23 protein-coding genes are annotated in these 23,348 nt (G+C 71.2%); 12 read left to right on the top strand and 11 right to left on the bottom strand.

The genetic code is table 11. The features are described 5' to 3' along the window. Window positions 1-89 precede the first annotated feature (89 nt). Entirely contained in the window at window positions 90-605 is a 516-nt protein-coding gene (locus tag ACQP00_RS12885) for an Lrp/AsnC family transcriptional regulator (RefSeq protein WP_433218584.1), read from the top strand. On the opposite strand, the gene ACQP00_RS12880 is transcribed toward ACQP00_RS12885, so the two are convergent. From ACQP00_RS12880 to ACQP00_RS12870, 3 genes are read right to left on the bottom strand one after another with little or no spacing between them, the layout of a single operon-like run. Continuing rightward, the gene (locus tag ACQP00_RS12880; RefSeq protein WP_433218582.1) at window positions 562-1,368 is read right to left on the bottom strand and encodes an ABC transporter ATP-binding protein; all 807 of its coding nucleotides are present in this window, start codon (window positions 1,366-1,368) and stop codon (window positions 562-564) included. The genes ACQP00_RS12885 and ACQP00_RS12880 overlap by 44 nt on opposite strands. Continuing rightward, window positions 1,361-2,353, bottom strand: coding sequence for a FecCD family ABC transporter permease (locus ACQP00_RS12875; RefSeq protein ID WP_433218580.1), 993 nt, complete (start codon window positions 2,351-2,353; stop codon window positions 1,361-1,363). The genes ACQP00_RS12880 and ACQP00_RS12875 overlap by 8 nt, the downstream gene beginning before the upstream one ends. Beyond that, complete coding sequence (locus ACQP00_RS12870; protein ID WP_433223832.1) at window positions 2,350-3,237, bottom strand: FecCD family ABC transporter permease; 888 nt, start codon at window positions 3,235-3,237, stop codon at window positions 2,350-2,352. Before ACQP00_RS12870 ends, ACQP00_RS12875 begins: the two co-directional genes overlap by 4 nt. Before the next feature lie 155 nt (window positions 3,238-3,392). On the opposite strand from ACQP00_RS12870, the gene ACQP00_RS12865 reads away from it, so the two are divergent. From ACQP00_RS12865 to ACQP00_RS12855, 3 genes are all read left to right on the top strand, one after another. Beyond that, complete coding sequence (locus tag ACQP00_RS12865; RefSeq protein ID WP_433218578.1) at window positions 3,393-4,403, top strand: ABC transporter substrate-binding protein; 1,011 nt, start codon at window positions 3,393-3,395, stop codon at window positions 4,401-4,403. Further along, a complete protein-coding gene (locus ACQP00_RS12860) occupies window positions 4,400-5,155 on the top strand; it encodes a siderophore-interacting protein (protein WP_433218576.1) in 756 nt (251 codons plus the stop codon). Before ACQP00_RS12865 ends, ACQP00_RS12860 begins: the two co-directional genes overlap by 4 nt. A 120-nt stretch (window positions 5,156-5,275) precedes the next feature. Then, on the top strand, window positions 5,276-5,707 hold the full coding sequence (locus ACQP00_RS12855; protein ID WP_433218574.1) for a hypothetical protein: 432 nt from the start codon (window positions 5,276-5,278) through the stop codon (window positions 5,705-5,707). 213 nt (window positions 5,708-5,920) lie between these two features. On the opposite strand, the gene ACQP00_RS12850 is transcribed toward ACQP00_RS12855, so the two are convergent. From ACQP00_RS12850 to ACQP00_RS12840, 3 genes are all read right to left on the bottom strand, one after another. Continuing rightward, window positions 5,921-7,408, bottom strand: a complete 1,488-nt coding sequence (locus ACQP00_RS12850; protein WP_433218572.1) for a flavin-containing monooxygenase — start codon at window positions 7,406-7,408, stop codon at window positions 5,921-5,923. A gap of 2 nt (window positions 7,409-7,410) precedes the next feature. Next, window positions 7,411-7,875 carry a cupin domain-containing protein gene (locus ACQP00_RS12845; RefSeq protein ID WP_433218570.1) on the bottom strand — a complete coding sequence of 155 codons (465 nt, stop codon included), beginning with the start codon at window positions 7,873-7,875 and terminating at the stop codon, window positions 7,411-7,413. 81 nt (window positions 7,876-7,956) lie between these two features. Further along, a complete protein-coding gene (locus ACQP00_RS12840) occupies window positions 7,957-8,718 on the bottom strand; it encodes an IclR family transcriptional regulator (protein WP_433218569.1) in 762 nt (253 codons plus the stop codon). Between the two features lie 48 nt (window positions 8,719-8,766). On the opposite strand from ACQP00_RS12840, the gene ACQP00_RS12835 reads away from it, so the two are divergent. Genes ACQP00_RS12835 through dmpG form a run of 7 tightly spaced genes read left to right on the top strand, consistent with a single transcriptional unit; the run spans window position 8,767 to window position 14,458 of the window. Beyond that, window positions 8,767-9,495 carry an SDR family oxidoreductase gene (locus ACQP00_RS12835; RefSeq protein ID WP_433218567.1) on the top strand — a complete coding sequence of 243 codons (729 nt, stop codon included), beginning with the start codon at window positions 8,767-8,769 and terminating at the stop codon, window positions 9,493-9,495. Beyond that, complete coding sequence (locus ACQP00_RS12830) at window positions 9,495-9,989, top strand: cupin domain-containing protein (RefSeq protein WP_433218565.1); 495 nt, start codon at window positions 9,495-9,497, stop codon at window positions 9,987-9,989. The genes ACQP00_RS12835 and ACQP00_RS12830 overlap by 1 nt, the downstream gene beginning before the upstream one ends. After that, window positions 9,982-10,860: an alpha/beta fold hydrolase gene (locus ACQP00_RS12825; protein ID WP_433218563.1), complete on the top strand. Its 879-nt coding sequence runs from the start codon at window positions 9,982-9,984 to the stop codon at window positions 10,858-10,860. The genes ACQP00_RS12830 and ACQP00_RS12825 overlap by 8 nt, the downstream gene beginning before the upstream one ends. Beyond that, window positions 10,857-11,789: a 2,3-dihydroxyphenylpropionate 1,2-dioxygenase gene (locus tag ACQP00_RS12820; protein WP_433218561.1), complete on the top strand. Its 933-nt coding sequence runs from the start codon at window positions 10,857-10,859 to the stop codon at window positions 11,787-11,789. Before ACQP00_RS12825 ends, ACQP00_RS12820 begins: the two co-directional genes overlap by 4 nt. A gap of 1 nt (window position 11,790) precedes the next feature. Further along, complete coding sequence (locus ACQP00_RS12815) at window positions 11,791-12,546, top strand: 2-keto-4-pentenoate hydratase (protein ID WP_433218559.1); 756 nt, start codon at window positions 11,791-11,793, stop codon at window positions 12,544-12,546. Then, window positions 12,543-13,451, top strand: coding sequence for an acetaldehyde dehydrogenase (acetylating) (locus ACQP00_RS12810; protein ID WP_433218557.1), 909 nt, complete (start codon window positions 12,543-12,545; stop codon window positions 13,449-13,451). The genes ACQP00_RS12815 and ACQP00_RS12810 overlap by 4 nt, the downstream gene beginning before the upstream one ends. Continuing rightward, complete coding sequence (gene dmpG / locus ACQP00_RS12805; RefSeq protein WP_433218556.1) at window positions 13,448-14,458, top strand: 4-hydroxy-2-oxovalerate aldolase; 1,011 nt, start codon at window positions 13,448-13,450, stop codon at window positions 14,456-14,458. The genes ACQP00_RS12810 and dmpG overlap by 4 nt, the downstream gene beginning before the upstream one ends. Window positions 14,459-14,485: 27 nt before the next feature. Here dmpG and ACQP00_RS12800 read toward each other — a convergent pair whose 3' ends face one another. Further along, a complete protein-coding gene (locus ACQP00_RS12800; protein ID WP_433218554.1) occupies window positions 14,486-14,863 on the bottom strand; it encodes a hypothetical protein in 378 nt (125 codons plus the stop codon). A gap of 136 nt (window positions 14,864-14,999) precedes the next feature. On the opposite strand from ACQP00_RS12800, the gene ileS reads away from it, so the two are divergent. Then, window positions 15,000-18,095, top strand: coding sequence for an isoleucine--tRNA ligase (gene ileS, locus ACQP00_RS12795; RefSeq protein WP_433218552.1), 3,096 nt, complete (start codon window positions 15,000-15,002; stop codon window positions 18,093-18,095). On the opposite strand, the gene ACQP00_RS12790 is transcribed toward ileS, so the two are convergent. The 4 genes from ACQP00_RS12790 to ACQP00_RS12775 all read right to left on the bottom strand — a co-directional run bounded on the left by ACQP00_RS12790 (window position 18,078) and on the right by ACQP00_RS12775 (window position 23,261). After that, entirely contained in the window at window positions 18,078-18,785 is a 708-nt protein-coding gene (locus tag ACQP00_RS12790; RefSeq protein ID WP_433218550.1) for a cobalt-precorrin-6A reductase, read from the bottom strand. The genes ileS and ACQP00_RS12790 overlap by 18 nt on opposite strands. An 81-nt stretch (window positions 18,786-18,866) precedes the next feature. Then, on the bottom strand, window positions 18,867-20,960 hold the full coding sequence (locus ACQP00_RS12785; protein ID WP_433223830.1) for a ricin-type beta-trefoil lectin domain protein: 2,094 nt from the start codon (window positions 20,958-20,960) through the stop codon (window positions 18,867-18,869). 133 nt (window positions 20,961-21,093) lie between these two features. Further along, the gene (locus ACQP00_RS12780) at window positions 21,094-21,639 is read right to left on the bottom strand and encodes a hypothetical protein (protein WP_433218548.1); all 546 of its coding nucleotides are present in this window, start codon (window positions 21,637-21,639) and stop codon (window positions 21,094-21,096) included. 200 nt (window positions 21,640-21,839) lie between these two features. Beyond that, window positions 21,840-23,261: a ricin-type beta-trefoil lectin domain protein gene (locus ACQP00_RS12775; RefSeq protein WP_433218546.1), complete on the bottom strand. Its 1,422-nt coding sequence runs from the start codon at window positions 23,259-23,261 to the stop codon at window positions 21,840-21,842. Window positions 23,262-23,348 lie beyond the last annotated feature (87 nt).

Here is a 23,348-nt window from a genome sequence, read left to right as displayed (position 1 = left end):
CCTACAACCGTAGGCAGATCGGGGCTTGCGGCACATGGGCGTTGCCACCGGGGACGCGGGAAAGGCTTTGCGCTCGTACCGTGATCCGCATGGCCACTTCACGATCGTTCGACGCCGACGCGGTGGACTGGCGGATCCTCGGTGAGCTGCAGGCCGACGCGCGGCTGTCGTTCAACGAGCTCGCGCGCCGCGTGCATCTCTCGCCGCCGGCCGTGGCCGAGCGGGTGCGGCGGATGCGGGAAGCCGGGGTCATCGCGGGGTATCGGGCTGTCGTCGAGCCCGCAGCCGTCGGGCAGGCCGTCCGGGCGTTCGTGCAGTTGCGCTGCCGGCCCGGCGCCTGTCTGCTGCGGACCACCGGCGAGGCCGACTATCCGGAGGTGGCGGCCATCCATCGGCTTTCCGGGGAGTACTGCACGCTGCTCGAGATCCGGGCCCGCGACCTCGCGCACTTCGAGGGGGTCGTGGAGCGGATCGGGACCCATGGTGAGGTGCGGACGCACATCGTGCTGTCCACGCAGTACGAGGGAAGGCCTGTGACCGCCCTTGACAACGAGCGGCCGGTCACGCCGTCGGCTGGATGGAGTTCGCGCGGCGGCGCGGAATGACCATGGCCGTTCCGGTTTCCGGGTCCGGAATGACCCGGCACGGCAGGGCGAAGACGGCTTCCATCATCTGCTCCGTCACGACCGTGTCGGGTGGGCCCTCGGCCAGGATGCGGCCGTCGCGCATGGCGACCAAATGGGTGGCGTAGCGGGCGGCCAGGTTCAGGTCGTGCAGGACGGCGACCAGGGTGCGGCCGTGCTCGCGGTGGAGGCGCGCGCACAGTTCGAGGATGTCGACCTGGTGGGCGATGTCCAGGTACGTCGTGGGCTCGTCGAGCAGCAGGATCGGGGTCTCCTGGGCCAGGACCATGGCGATCCACACCCGCTGGCGCTGGCCGCCGGAGAGCTCGTCGACGAACGAGGTGGCCAGTGGGGTGACGGACGTGGCGTCCATGGCCCACTGGACGGCCTGCTCGTCGGTGGCGCTCCAGGTGCTCAGGGGGCCGCGGTGCGGGTACCGGCCGCGGGAGACCAGGTCGGCCACCGTGATGCCGTCCGGGGCGATCGCGGTCTGGGCGAGCAGCCCCAGGGTGCGGGCGACCTCGCGGGCCGGGCGGGTGGCGATGTCGCGCCCGTCGAGCAGGACGGTGCCGGCCTTCGGGCGCAGGACCCTGGCCAGGGAGCGCAGCAGGGTCGACTTGCCGCACGCGTTGGGGCCGACGATCACCGTGAAGGAGCCGTCCGGGATGTCGATGGAGAGGTGCTCGGCGACGGTCCGGCCGTCGTAGCCGAGGGTCAGGTCGGTTCCCCGAAGCCGGTCAGACACGGGCTCTCCTTGCGGTACGGGCGAGCAGCACGATCAGGTAGCCCCCGCCGAGTAGGCCGGTGACGACCCCGACGGGGAGCTGGTGGCCGGGGAACAGCCGCTGGGCCAGCACGTCGGCCCCGGTGAGCAGGGCGGCGCCCATGAACAGCGAGGCCATCAGGTTGGGCCCCGACGCCCCGGTGAGGCGGCGGGCGAGCTGCGGGGCGGTCAGGGCGACGAACAGCACCGGCCCGGCGGCGGCCGACGCGGCCGCGGCGAGCAGGACGGCGCACGCGAGGGCGGTGAGCCGGACGAAGCCGACGTTGACGCCGAGGCCGCGGGCCGGGTCGTCGCCCAGCTCGAGGTTGGCCAGGGCCTGGCCGAGGGCGACGACGATCGGGGTGAGCAGGACGAGCGCGCCGCCGGCGACGGCCGCGTTGCCCCAGCCGCGGCCGTCGAGGCTGCCGGTGAGCCACAGGACGGCCCGGGCGGCGTCGACGATGTTGGCCTTGATGAGCAGGTAGCTGTTGACCCCGGTGAGGATGCCGGCCACGCCGATGCCGACGAGGATGAGCCGGTGCCCGTGCCCGCCGCCGCGCCAGGCGAGCAGGTAGATGGCGACCCCGGTGGCGATGGCGCTGAGCACGGATCCGGTGGCGACGGCGGTGGTACCGCCGCCGAACACCACGACCGCGATCAGTCCGCCGGTCGCCGAGCCCTGCGTGAACCCGAGCACGTCGGGGCTGCCCAGCGGGTTGCGGACCAGCGACTGGAACAGCGCGCCGGCCAGCGCCAGGGCGGCCCCGGTGGTCAGCGCGGTGACGACCCGCGGCAGGCGCAGCTCCTGCACGATGAACTCGTCGGCCGGCGAGCCGTGGCCGAAGAGCGTGCGGACCACGTCGGGCAGGCTCATCGGGTAGTCGCCGCTGCCGATGGCGACCAGGGCGATGACGATCGCCGCGAGCGCCAGGGCCACGCTGACGGCAAGGACGCGCAGCCGGTTCATGCCCGCCGCCGGCGCACGATGGCCAGGAAGAAGCCGCCGCCCAGGACCGCGGTGACCACGCCGACCTGTAGCTCGCCCGGGCGGGCCACGACCCGGCCGAGCACGTCGGCCGTGAGCAGCAGGGCCGGGGCGAGGATGGCGCTGAACAGCAGCAGCCAGCGCACGTCGGGGCCGGTGAACGAGCGGACCAGGTGCGGCACCATCAGGCCGAGGAAGACGATCGGGCCGCAGGCCGCGGTGGCCGCCCCGCACAGCAGCACGATCGACACGGCGGCGAAGATCCGGATGCGGCCCGGGTGGGCGCCGAGCGCGCGGGCCGAGTCGTCGCCGAGGGCCAGGGCGTTGAGCGGCCGGGCCAGCAGCACCGCGATCACGACCCCGGCCAGGACGAACGGCGCGATCAGCGGCGCGGTGCCGGGCCGGGCGGCGGCGAGGGAGCCGGCCGTCCAGAACCGCATCCGGTCGAGGGAGGCGGTGTCCAGCAGTTGTACGGCGGCGACGTAGGCGTAGAGGGCGGCGCTGACGGCGGTACCGGACAAGGCAAGACTGCCCGGTGAGGAGGAGCGCCCTCCGGCCACGGCATAGACCACGACGGAGACCAGGGCCGCCCCGCCGAAGGCGAACCAGACATAGCCCGAGAGATCCGTCACGCCCAGGAAGGCTATGGCGCTCACCACGGCCGCGGACGCGCCGGCGTTGACCCCGAGCAGGCCCGGGTCGGCGAGCGGGTTGCGGGTCAGCGCCTGCATGAGGGCCCCGGCCAGGCCGAGCGCGAGCCCGACCAGCAGGCCCAGCACGGTCCGGGGCAGCCGCAGCTCACGCACGACGGTGGCGCCGGTCGAGGTCGCGTCGGTCAGACCCTGCCAGACCTCGGCGGGACCCATGGCCCGGGCGCCGATGGCGAGGCTGGCGACCGCGACGACGACGAGGACGCCGACCGAGCCGGCGAGGCGCACGAATGGGTGCAAAGGTACCGCCTTGACATGAATATCTTAAGTGAGGCTACCCTAAGTGCCGAACGAGAGAGAGGCAACCCACCATGTCCTTGAACGTATCCCGCCGCGGCCTGCTCGCCGGCGTCCTCGGGCTCGGCGCGCTCGGTGCGCTCGCGGCCTGCGGGGACGACACCTCCGAGTCGGGCACCGACCCGGCGGCGAGCGGCGGCGCCGGTGGTCCCTTCGCCTTCACCGACGACCGCGGCACCAACGTCAGCCTGCCCGCCGCCCCGAAGAAGATCGTGGCGTACGTCGGCACGGCCGCCGCGCTGCACGACTTCGGCGTCACCGCCTTCGCCGGCACGTTCGGCCCGGTCAAGGCGGCCGACGGCGGCAAGGACCCGCTCGCCGGCGACCTCGACCCGAGCAAGAGCGAGTCGCTGGGCAACGCGTGGGGCGAGTTCAACATCGAGAAGTACGCCGCCCTGCGCCCCGAGCTGCTGATCACGAACATGTACGAGGCGAACCAGCTCTGGTACGTCCCCGAGGACAGCAAGGACAAGATCCTCGCCCTGGCCCCGAGCGTCGGCCTCACCGTGTCGCGCACGTCGCTGGCGAAGGTCATCGAGCGGTACGCCGCGCTGGCCAAGGCCCTCGGCGGCGACCCGGCGGCCGGCAAGGCCCGCTTCGACACCGCGGCCGAGGCGGTCAAGGCGGCGGTCAAGGCGAACGGCGGCCTCAAGGTGCTGGCCGCCTCGGCGAGCCCCGACCTGCTGTACGTCTCCGACCCCAAGGTCTACGGCGAGCTGAGCTACTACCAGGAACTGGGCGTCGAGGTGATCGCCCCGACCGCGGTCAGCGGCGGCTACTTCGAGAACCTGAGCTGGGAGAACGCGGACAAGTACAAGGCCGACGTGATCCTGCTCGACAACCGCGCCCAGGCGTTGCAGCCCAAGGACCTGACCGCCAAGCCCACCTGGGCCAACCTCCCGGCGGTCAAGGCGGGCCAGATCGTGCCGTGGCAGAGCGAGCCCCGGTTCAGCTACACGGGCTGCGCGGGCGCCCTGGAGACCCTGGCCAAGGCGCTGACGGGAGCCAAGAAGGTCGCGTCGTGACCTACGACTTCTTCGATGTCTCCGTGGTACGGCACGAGCCCCTGACCCCCCACGCCGTCCGCGTCACCTTCGCCGGCCCGACGTTGTCCTCGTTCGTCAGCGGCGGCCGGGACCAGCGGTTCAAGCTGTTCTTCCCGGCCCCCGGCCAGTCCACGGCAATCGTGCCGCGGACCGACGAGTGGTACCTGGACTGGCGCAAGCTGGATCCGGCCGTGCGCGGGGTCATGCGCACGTACACCGTGGCCGCGACCCGGGACCACGAGTTCGACGTGGACTTCGCGCTGCACCCGGGCGGCGGCCCGGCGATCCAGTGGGCCTCGTCCGTCCAGGTCGGCGACACGCTGCTGGTCCTCGGCCCGACCGTCGCGGAGAACGGCGGCGTCGACTTCCAGCCGCCGGCCGACACGGAGTGGATCCTGCTGGCCGGCGACGAGACGGCGGTGCCCGCGCTGGACGCGATCCGTTCCTGGGTCGGTTCGGCGCTGCCGGTGCACGCCTTCGTCTCGGCCTCGGAACCGCGCTGCGTCTCCGGCGTGCACTGCCCCTCGGGGCTGCTGGACCCGGTGCGCACGGCCGAGTTGCCGCCGGGGACGCCGTACGCGTTCATCGCCGGCGAGTCGGGCGAGATCCGGGCGCTGCGCAAGCATCTGGTGCACGAGCGCGGCTTCGACAAGCGGCGGGTGCAGTTCGCGGGCTACTGGCGCCGCGGCGCCACGGAGGACGACCTCATCGAGGAGTCCGCGGCCGCGTGAGACTTCGTGGTCCCGGCGGCTGGTCTGTCCGCCGGGACCACGAACCTACGACGTGCGTTGGGTGATCACACATCCACCGGGTTGTTCGGCACTGCGACGATGAAGCGGGGACCCGAAGGTGTGGCCGAGTTTGAAACTTGGATCCTCCGCGAGGATCCGTCCGGGCCGAACACGAGGACGTACATCTGCTACGCCGACCCCACGCTCGCGCTGCGAGCCGCCTTTGCCGCGGTTTCTGTGTCTGATGGAACGAACTCCATTCAGGTGCGCCTGGACGGATTCTCGCTGTATGGCGTCGACTTGGCCGGCCCCAACGTTCAGGTGTTCGACGCGCCGACCGACGCCGTACGACCGTTCGGCGTCTTCTCCGCCGTCGCCGGAGCGGATATCGCCGAATACGGCACCACCGAGAGACTCGCCCGTGCGCTGCATGCCAGCGAACGGGAAGAGCTCTTGCAGTCAGGATCGACCGGGCCACATCCGTCGATCGTGGTGTGGCAACAGCTCGCGGACGCTCTCCGTGGCGACTATGTCGGTCGAGCCAGATCGTGAGAAGGCCCGCGCCGCGGTGCGCACAATGGCGAAAACGCTTGCCGATGACGGGTTCTCACTGGCGCGAATCGACAATCGGCTCGTGGTCCGAGGCGACGCTTAGCGCTGCCGTGCTCCTGGTCAGGCTGCAGGCGAGTGTGGTGCGTCGCGACGAAGGATGGCCCGCCGCGCTGGTCAGTGCGTGCGCGGCGGGCGGTGCTGCCAGGCGGGGGCTCAGCCGATCGGGGTGGCGGCGGGGGTGCTCGTCGTGGCGGCCGGGAGGCGGCCCAGCACAGTCGGCGTGACGCGGCGGTAAGCGGCCGGATTCACCGGGTTCAGCCAGTGCGACGCCCGCACCCCCGCGCTGATGTTGAGGCCCAGGTCGCCCAGCACCTCGTCCACGTTGTGCAGCGAGAACGGGATGATCTTTCCGCCACGCGAGTGGTGCCTGTTCGTCGCCTCGTCCATGAAGGCCAGCTGCTCCATCACCGCCGCGCGCATGTCCGAAGCCGGCGGCCGGGACACCGCACCGGCCAGGTCGGCGGCGATCCACACTGCGGCCATCTCCGCGTTCAAAGGGCTGAAGAACGAGGAGTTGTACCCGTTGAAGTACAGGTCCGGCACGTCCACCGGGAGGATCTGGCGGTACAGCTGGAAGTTGCCCCGCTCGTCCAGCACCCGGGCGGTCACCGCGGCCGGTAGGAACGGCACACCCTGGGTGAACCCGGTCGCGCAGACGATCAGGTCGGCGGGGAGCAGCGTGCCGTCGTCCAGCTCGGCGGTACCGGCGGACAGGCGTTTGATCGTGCGGTTCTTCCGCACGGCGATGCGGCCGGCCGTGACGCCCTCGAAGAAGCCCTCCGTGGCCAGGCCGATGGCGCCGCGGACGATGTCCTCCATCCGGCCCGGCGGCACCAGATCCAGGTCCCGCAGGCCGAACTGGCGGACCGAGACCGAGCCGATCGAGTTGACCATCGAGGCGCGCATGCCGTTGCCCGGGCCGTGCAGGAAGCGTTCCATGCCGCGCAGGACGCGGTAGCGGAACAGGGCCTCGCCCATGCGCGTCAGGAGCAGCAGCTTGAAGTTCAGCACGCCGCCGACCTTGCGCGGGACCTTCCACAGCAGATGGCGGGCGATCACCGTGGTCGAAAGGGCGACCTCGCTCACCGGTACCGTCACGTCGCACGCCGATTTGCCGTAGCCCACGACCAGGACGTGCTTTCCGGCCGCCTCGGCAGCGGAGTGCAGCTCGGTGCCGGCCAGGACCTTGCCACCCGCCGCGACGAACTCGGGCAGGCCGTCGAAGGCGGGGACCAGCGGCTCGCAGAAGATGCCGTTCGCCACCACGAGCTTGTCGAACTGGGCCGACTCCGTGGCAGTCGTCAGCGTCCAGCCGCCCGATGGCACCGGCGTTGCCGACAGGACCTCCGTCGACAGGCGCAGGCACGGGCCCAGGCCGAAGTGGGTGGCGTACGACGCCAGGTACTCCTGGACCTGCGAACCCGTTGGCCACTGCGGGAACGAGCGGGGCATGGGAAAGTCCGACAGGGAGTACTGCGCCTTCGGGCTCTGGGTGGTCAGGCCCGGGTACCGCCGCGTCGCGCTCCACACCCCGCCCACGTCCGGGGCCTTCTCGTAGACGGTCACCTCGTGGCCGGCCTGTTTGAGGACCTTGGCGGTGCTCAGGCCGGCCACGCCCGCGCCGATCACGGCGACGCGCATGGTCAGCTCACCTCGGGCGGGAGCTGGAGCTCCAGGCCGAAGTCGGCCATGATCTGCTTGATCTTGCCGATGTCGCGCGGGCCCGGCGGCAGCTCGGCCAGGGCCTGGTAGTAGCCCTCCAACCCGGCGGGAGAGACGACCGAGATGACCCGGGCCTCCTCGTCGGTGCTGTTGCGGAACGTGTGCACGACGTCGCGGGGCAGGTACAGGTAGTCGCCCATGCCGATGGTGAACTGCTCGCCGCCCAGGAAGCAGTCGAGCTTGCCGGCCAGGCAGACGAAGGACTCGTCCTCGCGGGTGTGCAGGTGCGGCGGGGGTCCGTCGGTGTGGGCGGGGACGGCGTACTCGAACAGCGAGTACGCGTCGCGCGTGGTCTTGCCGTCGGCCTTCATGGTGATGCCGAGGCCGATCGCCGCGATCTGGGTGCCTTCGCGGGAGGGCAGCAGGTAACCGCCGCCAAGTGTCATCGTCGACTCCCTAAGCCGTAGGTCGTCACAGCGTGGGCGCCCCCAAGAGCCAGACGCAACGACCAGTCCCAGTCAACGGGACTACAGGCGGCTCGAGTACGCCCGGGAAGCGCCGGCGGCGGCCATGCGCACCGCGGGGCCGATGCGGTCGGCCCGCACCAGGGGGCTCGGGCCGGTCACCGACAGCGCGGCCACCACCGAGCCGAGCGGGCCGAAGATCGGCGCGGCCACGCAGCTGACGCCGATGTTGCCCTCCTCGCGGTCGACCGCCCAGCCCCGCTCCGGGACCGCTGTCAGCTCGCGCATGATGGCGACCGGGCTGGTCAGGGTGCGCGGGGTGCGGGCCGGCAGCGAACCGCTGAGCACCGCGTCGATGATCTCCGGCTGCGAGTAGGCCAGGATGGCGCGGCCGAGCGCGGAACAGTACGCCGGGATGACCCCGCCGACCTGGGACAGCATCGGCATCGCGCGGTGCCCGGTGATCTTGTCGACGACGAGGATCTGGGCGCCGTCGAGCACGCCGAGCTGCACGGTGATCTTCGTGGCGTGGTGCAGGTCCTGCAGGAACGGCAGCACGGCCTCGCGCAGTTCGAGGCGGATCGGGGCCAGGCCGGCGATCTCGAAGAGGCGATTGCCCACGCGGTACCGCTCGGCCGGCTTGTCCAGCCACCCCAGCCGGATCATCTTCTCGGCGGTGCGGTGCGTGGTCGAGCGCGGCAGCCCGCACCGCGCGACCAGGGCGGCCAGGGTCAGCTCGCGGTGCGCGGGGTCGAACGCGCCGAGGATGGCGGCGGCCCGGTCCAGCGCACCCTCGGCCGGCCCGTCCCGCTCAGCGGGACTCATCGTTGGTTCCGGCGGTCACACCGGAGAGGCTAGGCGAACCGGAGCACTTTGAGGAGGTCGGCCATCAAAGCTCTTGTCGGCGGAGGCTCCAACGGCATCGGGTACGCCATCGCCGCCCGCCTCGCCGCCACCCACGACGTCACCATCATGGGCCGCACCGAGGACCGCCTCCGGAAGGCCGCCGCGGAGCTCGGCGCCACCCCACTGCAACATGACATTGCACGAATGTCGGAGACAACCGACTACGACATCCTCGTCCTCAACGCCGGCGGCCCACCCCCGGGCCGGATCAGGGACATCGACGACGACACCTGGCACCAGAGCGCCGAACTGCTCCTGTTCGGCCCCCTGAGACTGGCGAGAACCGCATTGCCCACGATGGCGGACAAAGGCTTCGGCCGCATCGTGTTCATCACCTCAACCGCGGTCAGACAGCCCCAACCAGATCTGGCCATTTCGGTTGTACTGCGAGCAGCAGTCACCGCCGCCGCCAAACTGCTGGCCCAGGAATTCGCCCACCGTGGTGTGACGGTGAACTGCGTCGCCCCCGGCCCCACGAACACGGCCCGCCGCCGGGAAATCCTCCGAGCCAGAGCCGAACGAACCGGCCGGCCATACGCGGAACTCGATCGCGAGGACACCGGCAAGGTGCCGGCGAGAAGAGCCGGGGAGCCCGACGAGATCGCCGCCGCCGTCGCGTTCCTGGTATCCCCGGAGGCGAGCTACATCAACGGCACCGTACTCACGGTCGACGGCGGAAGGACGGAAACCATCTGATGGCCACCTCGGGAGCGGGTTTCAACCTCGGCGAGTTCCTCGGCGCGATCAGCGACACGGTCAGGCCCAGCCAGGCGCGCCCGGTCGTCGTGCACGACGACGAACTGGAGACCCTGCCGGCCGGGCAGATCCACAACCCGACGACGCTGCGGATCGCCGGGAAGCTGCCGACGGCCACGTTCGAGATCTTCCGGCAGACCATCCCGCCGGGCGAGAGCTCCGACATGCAGCGGCACTACCACGAGACCGTCCACTACGTGATCGCCGGGCGCGGGCACAGCGAGGTCGAGGACGAGACCGAGGCGTGGGCGACCGGCGACTTCGTCTACACCCCGCCGTGGACGTGGCACCGGCACTACAACGACTCGGCCGACGAGCCGGTCGAGTTCCTGACCATCGAGAACTCCCGGCTGCTGGCCGCGCTGGGCATCGCCCGCCGGCAGAGCGCCGGGCTGGTGTCGATCGACGAGGCCCGGAGGAGCGCACATGACTGACCTGCCCGAGCACATCTCCATCTGGGGCGAGCTGGCCGGCACCGACCACGAGCTGCGGCACGTCGACGTGGCCGGCGTGCGGACCCGGGTGCTGCGCGCCGGCCGCGGCCCCGACCTCGTCCTGCTGCACGGCACCGGCGGGCACCTGGAGGCCTATGCGCGGGACATCGCCGGGCTGGCGCGGGACTTCACCGTCACCGCGTACGACATGGTCGGGCACGGGTGGTCGGATCTGCCCGACCGGCCGTACACGATCGATGTGTTGTGCGCGCACCTCGTCGGGCTCCTCGACGCGCTCGGCATCGCGACCGCGCACCTGTCCGGGGAGTCGCTCGGCGGCTGGGTCGCCGCCTGGACCGCCGCCCACCACCCGGAGCGCGTCGACCGGCTGGTGCTGAACACGCCCGGGAACATCGCGAACAAGCCCGCGGTGATGGAGCGGCTCAAGGCCTCGACCCTGGCCGCGGTGCGCGACCCGAGCGACGCGACCGTCCGCCGCCGGGTCGAGTTCCTGTTCCACCACACCGAGATGGTCACCGACGAGCTCGTCGATTTGCGCCGCCAGGTGTACTCCCGGCCCGGCTTCCTCCGCGCCATCGAGAACACGCTCGTGTTGCAGGACCCGGCGATCCGGCGGGACTTCGCGTGGGACCCGTCCTGGGTCGGGAAGATCGCGGCACCGACCCTGCTGCTGTGGACCGACCACGACCCGACCGGCGGGCTCGACGAGGCCGGCCTGCTGCTCGGCTGGCTGCCCGATGCCAGGCTCACGGTCATCGAGGACGCCGGGCACTGGCCGCAGTGGGAGAAGCCGCAGTTGTACTTGCAGCGGCACCGCCAATTCCTGCTCGACCACCAGGATCCGGCATGAGCGAGATCGTCGGGCTGGTCGGGATGTCGCACTCGCCGTTCGCGACGATGATGCCGCCCACCGATCCACGGGCGCCCGGCGGACGGTTCCTGGCCGACACGCACCGGGTCGCCGCGGCGGTGCGAGCCCTGGCCCCGGACGCGGTGGTCGTCATCGGCCCCGACCACTTCCACGCCAACTTCTACGACGCCATGCCGCCGTTCGTGCTCGGCGTCGAGGCGGTGCACGCGTTCGGCGACTTCGACAGCCGCCGCGGCCGCCTCCCGGTCGCCGAGGAGCTCGCCTGGTCGGTCCGCGACGGGCTGGCCGGCGCGTTCGACGTGGCGCTGTCCTTCGCGTTGACCGTCGACCACGGCATCGTGCAGAGCTACGAGATGGTCCGCGGCGGCGCCGAACTCCCCCTCGTCCCCCTGGTCGTCAATACCGCCGCTCCCCCGCTGCCCCCGCTCGGCCGCTGCGTCGAGCTGGGCCGGGCGTTGGGCGCGGCGATCAGCGGCTCGGCGTACCACGGAAGGGTGTTGCTCGTGGCGAGCGGCGGCCTCTCGCACTGGCTGCCGTCCAACGACCCGCGCGACCCGGCGGTCCCGGCCGACCGGCGCGCCTCGATGATCCACGGCCGCCGGGACGTCGCGGCGTTCTCGGCCGCCCGCGAGCCCCGCGTCCGCGCCCTGGCCGGCCGGCCCGACGCCCCGGTCAACGCCGGCTGGGACGCATGGTTCCTGGACCGGCTCGCATTGTCCGATGTGGACGCTGTGGTCGGCCTGGGCGACGAGGGCCTGGAGAAGGACGCCGGCACCGGCGGCCACGAGGTGCGCACCTGGCTCATCGGCCTCGCCGCCGCGAACCGCCCCCTGGTATGGACGAGCTACGAACCGGTCCCGGAATGGATCACCGGCATGGGCATCGGCACAACGTTCGAGGTGAGGTGACGTGGACGCGCTGTCGTGTCTCCTGGAGGCGCGGGCCGGCGGGGTGCCGTGCCCGCCGGTGCGCGGGCTGTTGCCGGCCAAGGACATCGCCGCCGCGTACGCGGTGCAGGCGGCCTGGGTCGCGGCGGACGGCTCCCCCGTCGTCGGGCGGAAGGTCGGGCTGACCAATCCCGCGGTGCAGGCGCAGCTCGGCGTCGACCGGCCCGACTTCGGCACGCTGCTCGCGTGGATGGACCGCTCCGGCGAGGCGCCCATCGACGCCGGATCGCTGCTGCAGCCGCGGATCGAGGCCGAGATCGCGTTCGTGCTCGGCGAAAACCTGGACGGCGGCGATGTCGGGCCGGAGGCGGTGGCCGCGGCGACCGTGGCCGTCGCGCCCGCGCTGGAGATCGTGGACAGCCGGATCGCCGGGTGGGACATCGACATCGTCGACACCGTGGCCGACAACGCGTCCTCCGGGCTGTTCGTGCTCGGTGCCGCCCGGGTTCCCCTCGCGGGACTGGACCTGCCCGCGTGCACGATGGCGATGGCCCGCGACGGGTCCGTGGTCTCGACCGGCACCGGCGCCGCCTGCCTGGGCAACCCGCTCGACGCCGTCGCCTGGCTGGCCGCGACCGCCCGCGACCTGGGCCGCCCGCTGCTGGCCGGGGAGATCGTGCTCTCCGGCGCGCTGGGCCCGATGGTCCCGGTCGCCGCCGGCGAACGCTATGAAGCCACCATCACGGGCCTCGGTACCGTCGCGGCGGTCTTCACGTGAGCGCCGGCGCCGCCGTCATCGGCTCCGGGAACATCGGGACCGACCTGATGGTGAAGCTGCTGCGCGGGTCCGGGGTGCTCGAACCCCTGGCCATGGTGGGGATCGATCCGGGCTCGGACGGGCTGGCCCGGGCCGCGCGGCTCGGGCTCGCGACGACCGCCGACGGGGTCGACGGGTTGCTGAAGCTGGACTGCTTCGACGACGTGCGGGTGGTGTTCGACGCCACCTCCGCCGCGGCGCATCGGGCGAATGCGGCGAGGCTCGGGGAGTACGACATCCGGCTCGTGGATCTGACCCCGGCCGCCGTCGGGCCCTATGTGGTGCCGGCGGTCAACCTCGGGGCGCACCGCGGGGCGGCGAACGTCAACATGGTCACGTGCGGCGGGCAGGCCACCATTCCGATCGTGGCCGCGGTCGCGTCGGTGGTGCCGGTCGCCTATGCCGAGATCGTGGCCTCGATCGCGGCCCGCTCGGCCGGTCCGGGCACCCGGGCCAACATCGACGAGTTCACCGAGACGACCGCGCGGGCCATCGAGACGGTCGGCGGGGCGCGGCGCGGGAAGGCGATCATCGTGCTCAACCCGGCCGACCCGCCGATCATCATGCGGGACACGGTCTGCTGCCTGGTCGCCCTCGACGGCGGCGCGGCGCGCGAGGTGACCGCGGCGGTCGAGGCGATGGTGGCGAGCGTCGCCGCGTACGTGCCCGGGTACCGGCTGAAGCAACCCGTGCAGGTCGAGCCGCTGCGCGACGACGTGTCCACGCTCGCCGCCGGGGTCACGCACCAGGTCACGGTGCTGCTCGAGGTGGAGGGGGCCGGGCACTACCTGCCGCCCTACGCGGGAAACCTCGACATCATGACCGCCGCCGCCGTCCGGGTCGGCGAGGGGATGGTCGCGCGATGAAAGTCTATCTGCAGGATGTGACACTTCGCGACGGCATGCACGCGACCCGGCACCGGCTCGACCCGGCGACGGCGGCGGCGATCGCGAGCGCGCTGGACGCGGCCGGGGTCGACGCGATCGAGGTCGCGCACGGCGACGGGCTCGCCGGGACCAGCCTGACCTACGGGCCGGGCAGCCACACCGACGCCGACTGGATCGCGGCCGTCGCCGGAGCCGTCACCGGCGCCCGGCTGACCACGCTGCTGCTGCCCGGCATCGGTACCGTCCGCGACCTGCGCGCCGCCCACGCGCTCGGGGTGCGCTCGGTGCGGATCGCCACCCACTGCACCGAGGCCGACATCGCCGCCCAGCACATCGCGACCGCGCGCGAGCTCGGGCTGGACGTGTCGGGGTTTCTGATGATGAGCCACCTGGCCGCCCCGGGCGAACTGGCGGCCCAGGCGCGGCTGATGGAGTCGTACGGCGCGCACTGCGTGTACGTGACCGACTCCGGCGGGCATCTGACGCCCCGCGGGATCGCCGAGCGCGTCCGGGCCTACCGGGACCTGCTGGACCCGGGGACCGAGGTCGGCATCCACGCGCACGACAACCTGTCGCTCGCCGTGGCCAACTCCCTGGCGGCGGTGGCGGCGGGCGCGGTGCGGGTCGACGCCTCGCTGGCGGGGCACGGGGCCGGGGCCGGGAACTGCAACCTGGAGGCGTTCGCCGCGGCGGCCGCGCTCGACGGGTGGGAGCACGGCGCTGACCTGTTCGCGCTGCAGGACGCGGCCGACGACCTGGTGCGGCCGCTGCAGGACCGGCCGGTGCGGGTCGACCGGGAGACGCTCACCCTCGGTTACGCGGGCGTGTACTCGAGCTTCCTGCGCCACGCCGAGCGCGCGTCCGAACGGTACGGCGTCGACGTGCGCACGCTGCTGCTCGAAGCGGGCCGCCGCGGCCTCGTCGGCGGGCAGGAGGACCTGCTCGTCGACATCGCGCTCGACCTGAACCCGGCCGGGCGCAGATAGGCCAGGCCGGGTGGTCGAAGGCGCGGGTCAGCGGTCGGCGACCCCGAGGCCGGCCGAGCCGGTCTCCTCGTCGCTGCCGCCCAGGCCGCTCAGGCGGCTCTCCAGGTCGTTGATGTCGCCGCCGGTGAAGGAGGGCTGCTCGCCCTCGTCGTAGCCGGCGCTGTACTGCACGTGCTGGCCCTGCTCGAGCGCGCTGGTCTCGTGCTGGGAGAAGTCGTGGCCGTAGACGCCGAACTGCTGCTCGAGGTCGGTCTCCGAGCCGTGGTCGGCGTGCAACTGGTCCATCGCCGAGTGCTCCTGGCCGGCGGCGAAGTGGCTGTAGTCGGTGTCCGGGCCACCGAGATCGGGCTGCTCGTCGCCGGTGTAGCCCTGGTCGAGCTGGCCGCCGTCGTCGTAGTCGCTCATGTCGTATCCGTCCCTTGGATGTCGCCGTCGTGTACCCAAACGATATGCGGCGCGCCTCGGTCGCCGTATCCCCAAACCGCGCCACGCCGCCGTCGGCTTAGACTGGTCAGTCGGGTTTCGAAGGGGGCACAACGTCATGTATCGGCCGGTACCTGCGCAGGTTGACCTGTCCGCGGTGGACCATGAGGTGCTCGCGCTCTGGAAGGCGCGCGATGTCTTCGGGCGCAGCCTCGCGCAGTCCGAGGGGCGGCCGGAGTGGGTGTTCTACGAGGGGCCGCCGACCGCGAACGGCATGCCCGGCGCCCACCACATCGAGGCGCGGGTGTTCAAGGACGTGTTCCCGCGGTACAAGACGATGAAGGGCTTTCACGTCGCCCGCAAGGCCGGCTGGGACTGCCACGGCCTGCCCGTCGAGCTCGCCGTCGAGAAGGAGCTCGGCTTCACCGGCAAGCAGGACATCGAGGCCTACGGCGTCGCCGAGTTCAACGCGAAGTGCCGCGAGTCCGTCACCCGGCACACCGACGCGTTCGGGCGGCTGACCGAGCGGATGGGCTACTGGGTCGACATGGACCGGGCCTACCGGACCATGGATCCGCAGTACATCGAGTCGGTCTGGTGGTCGCTCAAGCAGATCTTCGACAAGGGGCTGCTGGCCGAGGACTTCCGGGTCTCGCCCTGGTGCCCGCGCGACCAGACCGGGCTGTCCGACCACGAGCTCGCCCAGGGCTACGAGAACGTGGTCGACCCGTCGGTCTTCGTGCGCTTCCCGCTGACCTCGGGGCCGGTCGACGACGCGGCGCTGCTCGTGTGGACGACGACGCCGTGGACGCTCGTGTCCAATACGGCGGTGGCGGTACACCCGGATGTCACCTATGTCGTCGCCACCGACGGCACGGAGCGCCTGGTCGTGGCCGAGCCGCTGGTCGGCAAGGCGCTCGGCGAGGGGTGGACCGCGACCGGCGAGTCGTTCACCGGCAAGGAGATGGAGCGCTGGACGTACCGGCGCCCGTTCGACCTGGTCCCGATGGAGGGCGCGCACTTCGTGGTCCTCGGCACCTACGTGACCACCGAGGACGGCACCGGCCTGGTGCACCAGGCACCCGCGTTCGGCGCCGACGACTTCGCCACCTGCCGGGCCTACGACCTGCTGATGGTGAACCCGATCCAGCCCGACGGGCGTTTCGACGCCGACCTTCCGCTCGTCGGCGGGATGTTCTTCAAGGACGCCGACGCGGTTCTGGTCGCCGATCTCGAGCAGCACCACAAACTGTTCCGGAATCTCCCCTACGAGCACAGCTACCCACACTGCTGGCGGTGCCACACCCCGCTGTTGTACTACGCGCAGCCCTCCTGGTACATCCGCACCACGCAGATCAAGGACGCCCTCCTGCGGGAGAACGAGGCGACCAACTGGCACCCGGAGTCGATCAAGCACGGGCGGTACGGCGACTGGCTCACCAACAACGTCGACTGGGCGCTGTCCCGCAGCCGCTACTGGGGCACCCCGCTGCCGATCTGGCGGTGCGAGGAGGGGCATCTGACCTGCGTCGGGTCCCTCGCCGAGCTGTCCGAGCGGGCCGGGCGGGACGTGACGGACATCGACCCGCACCGGCCGTACATCGACGAGGTCACCCTGCCCTGCCCGGAGTGCGGCGGCACCGCGCACCGGGTGCCCGAGGTGATCGACGCGTGGTACGACTCGGGGGCGATGCCGTTCGCGCAGTACGGGTACCCGCACCAGAACGCCGCCCGGTTCGAGGCGGGCTACCCGGCCGACTTCATCTCCGAGGCGATCGACCAGACCCGCGGCTGGTTCTACACGCTGATGGCCGTCGGCACCCTGGTCTTCGACCGGTCCAGCTACCGCAACGTCGTCTGCCTCGGCCACATCCTGGCCGAGGACGGCCGCAAGATGTCCAAGCACCTCGGCAACATCCTGGAGCCGATGGCGCTGCTGGAGCGGCACGGCGCCGACGCGGTGCGCTGGTTCATGGCCGCGGTCGGCTCGCCCTGGTCGGCCCGGCGGGTCGGGCACACCCTGATCCAGGAGGTCGTGCGCAAGGTCCTGCTGACCTACTGGAACACCGTGGCGTTCCAGAGCCTCTACGCCCGCACGGCCGGCTGGACCCCGGACCAGTCGGTGCCGGTGGCCGAGCGGCCGGTGCTCGACCGCTGGGTCGTCTCCGAGCTCAACCAGCTCGTCGGCGAGGTCGACGCGGCGATGGCCGCCTTCGACACCCAGAAGGCCGGGCGGCTGCTCGCCGCGTTCGTCGACGACCTGTCCAACTGGTACGTGCGGCGGGCCCGGCGCCGGTTCTGGCGCGGCGACCCGGCCGCGCTGGCCACCCTGCACGAGGCGGTCACGACCGTCACGCTGCTCATGGCGCCGATCACGCCGTTCGTGTCCGAACGGGTCTGGCAGGACCTCGTCGTGCCCACGACGCCGGATGCGCCGGAGTCGGTACATCTGGCGGCCTACCCGACCGCGGACCCGACGCTGATCGACGAGCGGTTGTCGGAGGAGATGGCGCTCGTGCGGCGCCTGGTCGAGCTGGGCCGCGCGGCCCGGGCCGACGCGACCGTGAAGACCCGCCAGCCGCTGGCCCGGGTCCTCGTCTCGGCGCCCGCCCTGGACGCGGCGCTGCTGGAGCAGCTCACCGAGGAGCTCAACGTGCAGGCGGTCGAGCCGCTGACCGGCTCGCTGGTGAACACCACGGCCAAGGCCAACTTCCGCAGCCTCGGCAAGCGGTACGGCAAGCGCGTCCAGGAGATCGCCAAGGCCATCGCCGCCGCGGACGCCGGGGCGCTCTCGGCGTCGCTGCGCGAGTCGGGCACGGCCACCGTGACCGTCGACGGGGAGCCGATCCCGCTGGAGCGCGACGACGTGTTCCTGACCGAGACCCCGCGCGAGGGCTGGGCGGTCGCGAGCGACGCCGGCGCGACCGTGGCGCTCGACCTGCACATCACACCGGAGCTGCGCCGGGCCGGCATCGCCCGCGAGGTGATCCGGCAGGTGCAGGAGACGCGGAAGTCCTCCGGCCTCGAGGTGGTGGACCGGATCGAGGTCGGCTATGCCAGTTCGGACGACGAGACCGCGGCGGCGCTGTCCGAGCACGCCTCCGCGATCGCCGACGAGGTGCTGGCCACGTCGTTCGGGGCCGGTTCGCCGTGGGCGGGTGCGGACGTGCAGGAGGCGGCGGGGCTGACGTACTGGCTACGCAAGCAGTCGTAGCACTTCGTCCACTGTGGACGCGATAGGTACGCCTGGGGTGACCGGGGGTCGGTCGACGACCACCACCGGAATCCCCAGGCTTTCCGCCGCTTCGAGCTTGGCCTCGGTCATGGCGCCGCCGCTGTCCTTGGTGACGAGCACGTCGATGCGGTGCGCTCGCATGAGGTTGAGCTCACCGTCCACTGTGAACGGTCCTCTGGCCAGGATCACGTGGAAGTTGGGCGGCAGCGGCTCGGGCGGCTCGACGCAGCGCACGAGGCACGCCATTTCGACATTCCGGAAATTTCCGATTCCCTGACGGCCCGTCGTGATGAACGCGCGTTGGCCGAGCGTCGGCAGCAGGTCAGCCGCGGCCTGCAACGACGGTGTTCGGCGGAAGGTCCCGGAGTAGCCGGGTCTCCGCAAAACAATCAAGCGTTTGTTCGTCCCCGCACAAGCGATGGCCGCATTTGCCGAGATCTGCTCCGCGAAGGGGTGGGTCGCGTCCACCACCACGTCGACGTGCTCGGCTTGCAGGTAGGCGGCGAGACCCGAGGGGCCGCCGAAGCCGCCGATGCGAACCTCCCCCGCCGGCAGCGCCGGGTCGGCGACGCGGCCGGCGAGGGAGGAGATCACGCGGTACGTCGGCGGCAGCACCGAGGCCAGCCGCCGGGCCTCCCCGGTGCCGCCCAGAATGAGCACGGTCGGCACCGGGCCAGTATTTCGCGCTCCCTCCGGTCGCTCCCCAGCGGGGGGCGCGGCCCACCCACGCCCCCCGCCACCTGGTGCGCCCTACGGGAAGTTGACCAGATTCTCGACCTGGTGCCCCGAGTTCACGGCCGCGCCGGTGTTGTTGATGACGTGCGAGATGGTGCCGGTGCCGCCCAGCGAGACGGTCACCATGTCGTGGAACTTGACGCCCGCGGTCTGCGGCACCTCGAACGAGTGGCCGAGCACCACGCTGGGGTTGGTCGAGAAGAAGCAGTAGCTGCCCAGCCCCCAGGCCTCGTGCGTGGTGACGCCGGTCCCGATCTTGTACGCCGCCCAGCCCTGCGCCCCGCCGCCGCTGGACCAGCTCGACTGGTTCGGCACGTCGTAGGGGATCTCGTTCTGGAAGAAGTAGGTGCGCCCGCCGTTGCCGTTCCAGATCACCTGGTACTGCTGGTAGTGCTCGACGAACAGCCCGTAGAACGTGACGTCGGCGCCGTTGACGACCAGCCCGTTGGCGGCCGTGTTGGTGTTCCAGCCGACGGTGCCGCCGTTGCCGTGGTCGGCGCGCCAGATCCAGGTGTGGTCGCCGATCACGTTGTTGGAGTTGATCCGCAGGCTCACGGTGGCCTTGCCGACCGTGGCGCCGCCGATGCGGAAGAACACGTCGTGCAGCGACGTCGGGTTGGAAGCGTGGTTCGCCGCCGAGCCGCTCGGGCCGACCTCCAGGAGGACGGGCGAGTTGACGGTGCCGGCGTCGAACAGTACACCCGCGATCTTGACGCCGTCGACGTCGGCGACCGTCATCGCCGTCACGCCGTTGTCGGGCACGATCGTGGCCAGGCCGAGGCCGAGCACCACGGTGTCCGGGCGGGTGATCCGGATGGTGTCGTTGACGTGGTACACGCCGGGGGTGAAGAGCAGATTCTGGCCGGCCGCCAGCGCCGCGTTGATGGAGGCCGCGGTGGCGCCGGACTTCACGATGTAGAACTGGCTGATCGGCAGCGAGTTGCCGGCGGTGCTGCCGCCCTGCCACGAGTTGCCGGTCGAGTTGCTGCGCAGGCTCGGCACGAACACCTGGTAGTTGCCGCCGCCGTCGACGTAGAGGAACGGCTTCTCCCGCACCACCGGGGTGCTCGCCACCCGCGTGTACGGCGGGCTGGGGAAGTTGCCGCTCGGCGCGTTCGTGTCGCCGACGAACACCATGTTCCAGTTGGAGCCGGTCCAGCTGCCCATGGTGGAGTTACGGGTGATCCACTGCTGCTGGGAGCCGGAGCGGATCTGCCCGTCGATCGCCGAGTCGGAGATCCAGCCGCCGGAGGACCAGCCGCCGTCGTCGAGCTGCAGGTTGCCGCGCACGTGCATGCGGCGGTACGGGGCGGCCTGCGAGACGGCCCAGCGGTCGGTGCCGCCGGTGGGGTTGACCGACAGGTTCTCGGCCGAGCGCCAGAAGTTCTGGGTCGCGTTGCCCTGGAACCAGTCCGCCTCGGCGTGCACCGCGCCGTTGATCGTCACCTGGTCCGGCGACAGGCCGAGGCCGGCCACCTGGGTGTAGAAGCCGACGTTGGCGTCGACGTTGTACGTCCCGGGGCGGAACAGCAGCGCGTAGCGCTGGGACCCGAACTGGTTGCTCTGCTGGCCGTTGAAGACCGAGTTCAGCTTGCTCTGGATGGTGGCGGCCGACATCGACGGGTCGAAGATGGACACGTTCGGCCCGAGGTCGGGGTTGCCGTTGTTGGGCGGATTCGACGTCGGCGGGTTGGAGGTCGGCGTCGTGGTGCCGCCCGGCAGCGTCCACTTCTGGTTGGCGCTGGCGAAGCAGTCCCAGATCTGCAGCGGGGTGCCGTCGGCCGAGGACGGCCCGGTCGCGTCGAGGCACTTGCCGAGCGAGCGCAGCGTGCCGTCGCTGTTGCGCGACCACTGCTGGGCCGCGGTGCCGTTGCAGTCGTAGATCTGCACCTTGGTGCCGTTGGCCGAGCTGGCCGCCTTGACGTCCAGGCACTTGCCGAGCGCGCGGATCGTGCCGTCGTCGCCGACCGTCCACTGCTGGGCGTTGGTGTTGTTGCAGGTGTAGAGCTGCACCTGGGTGCCGTTGGCGGAGCTGGCCGCGGCCACGTCGACGCACTTGCCGCCGTAGCCGGTGATCGGCCCGACCGTGGCGGCCGAGGCGTTCGCCATCGCGAACACGCCGACGCCGGCGGCGACCACGACGGTCGCCGTGGCACCGAGCCAGATTCTCAGGCGGGAGGTCACTGCGGGTCCCTTCTGGGGTGGGTTGCGAAGAGCGTTCACCCACCCCAGAACCCGTGGCTCAGGCGAGGATCTCCCCCGCGCCACCGGCCGTCTCGTTGACCGACTGCAGCCAGGCCTTCATGTCGGTCTTGTCGAGCCCGGTGCCGCCCACGACCACGGTGCTGCCGACGATGAGCGTCGGGTACATCGAGGCCTGGTCCTTCGCGTACGCCTTGGCCGCGTTGGCCGCCTTGAACTCCACGAAGATCGCCTGCTGCCCGCGGTGCGGCAGCGACTCGTTCTTCTTCATGTAGCAGTCGAACTGCTTGAAGCTCGCGACGGACGAGCGGTACTTGGCGTCCACGCCGGTGGAGTTGGCGTCCCACTGGCCGAACGGGCAGTCGGGGTCCTTGGTGAACAGCTCTCCGGTCATCTTGCCGACGGTGGAGAACTCGAGCTTGCCGGCCGTGCCCTTCTTCGAACTGGACGGCGCGGCGGAGGCGGGCGCCGCGGACGCGGGTGCGGACGCGGCGGCGGTGTCGGTCTTGGGGGCTTCCTTCTTGTCGTCGCCACAAGCGGCGGTGAGAACCAGCACGGCGCAGACGATCGGCAGGAGGCGCTTCATCGGGAATTCCTTTATGTGGTACCGCGAAAACGCGGGTTGTCTTCAATGGACGAAGAGCAACCTATGCGTGCCGCGAGCCCGTTGAATCCCTGATCCATGCCAGCCCCGGGGAGAGGGCGGGCCGGTCTCGGGTGAATTGACCGGCCCACCCTCCCTGTGCCGGTGCCCCCGGCCGTCCGCTTACCGGGGCACCGCGTCCTCTATCCCTTGTACTGCGCGATGACCTTCGTGTAGTCCCAGGCGCCCTGGGAGACGCCGCTGCACGTGTCGTCGTTGGTGCTGCCGCCGTTGCAGGGCCGGTCGCGGTTGGCCGACCAGAAGGTGAACCGGGCCAGGTGGTGCTGCTGGGCGTAGGCCAGCATGGTGCGGAAGTCGGCCACGGTGACCGTCTCGCCGACGTCGGTGATGCCGTTCATCGACGAGATACCGGAGTGCCGGTAGGCCTGGTCGTCGGTGTACTTGTAGGCGTTCTTGACGACGTTCTTCAGCCCGTCGGTGGCCTGGATCGTCAGGTTGCCCATGTTCTGCCCGGCCGCGCCGAAGTCGAAGGGCATGATGGTCCACGCGTCGACGGTCAGCCCGCTGGCCGCCGCCCGGTTGATCATCGAGGAGTCCGGGCCGCTGCGGTCGCTGGGGAACGTGACGTAGACGGCGGTGTTGGGGTTGTTGGCCTTGACCGTCTTCAGCGCGTCGATCGTGCGCTGCTGGAGGGTCGGGTTGTTGTACACCGTGCCCTCGATGTCGATGTCGATCGCCTTGAGGCCGTAGGCGTTGATGACCTTCTGGTAGGCCGCGGCGAGCGCGCTCGCGCTGCTGCAGGTCTGCTCCAGCCACGGGCCGCTGGCCCCGCCGAACGACACGGCGACGTCACCGCCGGCGCCGCGGATGTTGTTGATGGTGGTCTGGTCCTGCCCGCCGGTCAGCGGCCGGTAGCCGTCCCACAGCGGGTCGCAGGCGCCGTTGGACAGGATGAACGCCATCGTGAACCACTTGATGCCGGTCGCGCTCATGATGGTCCGCGGGTCGGGCAGGTTGCCCCAGCCGAGGTACGCGTACGGCGCGGCGCCCATCGCCGGGTTGCTCGTGGGCGGGTTGGACGTCGGCGGCTTGGTCGTCGGGCCACCGGTGGTCGGGTTGGTGGTGCCGCCCGGCAGCGTCCACTTCTGGTTGGCGCTGGCGAAGCAGTCCCAGATCTGCAGCTTGGTGCCGTCGGCCGAGCTGGGGCCGGTGGCGTCCAGGCACTTGCCGAGCGAGCGCAGGGTGCCGTCGCTGTTGCGGCTCCACTGCTGCGCGGCGGTGCCGTTGCAGTCGTAGATCTGCACCTTGGTGCCGTTGGCCGAGCTGGCCGCGTTGACGTCGAGACACTTGCCGAGGGCCTTGATCGTGCCGTCGTCGCCGATGGTCCACTGCTGGGCGTTGGTGCCGTTGCACGTGTACAGCTGCACCTGGGTGCCGTTGGCCGAGCTGGCCGCGGCCACGTCGACGCACTTGCCGCCGTAGCCGGTGATCGCTCCGACGGTCGCGGCGGACGCCGAGTTCATCGCCACGACGCCGACCACGCCGACCACGGCGAGGGCGGCGGCGACGATCACGCCGCGGCGGAGCAGGCGGGTTCTTGCCATGGAGGAGCCTTTCGCGAGGGTGGCTCCGGTCGGGCGGTCGATTGGGCGGTCGACTATCTGTTAAGCGCCCTTCCAGATTGAGGGCAG

Origin of the sequence: Dactylosporangium sp. CS-047395, from assembly GCF_050942185.1 — a bacterium.
Classification (GTDB): domain Bacteria; phylum Actinomycetota; class Actinomycetes; order Mycobacteriales; family Micromonosporaceae; genus Dactylosporangium.
The sequence above is the reverse complement of the archived record's forward strand: the minus strand, read 5'-3'. Positions and strand labels throughout refer to the sequence as shown.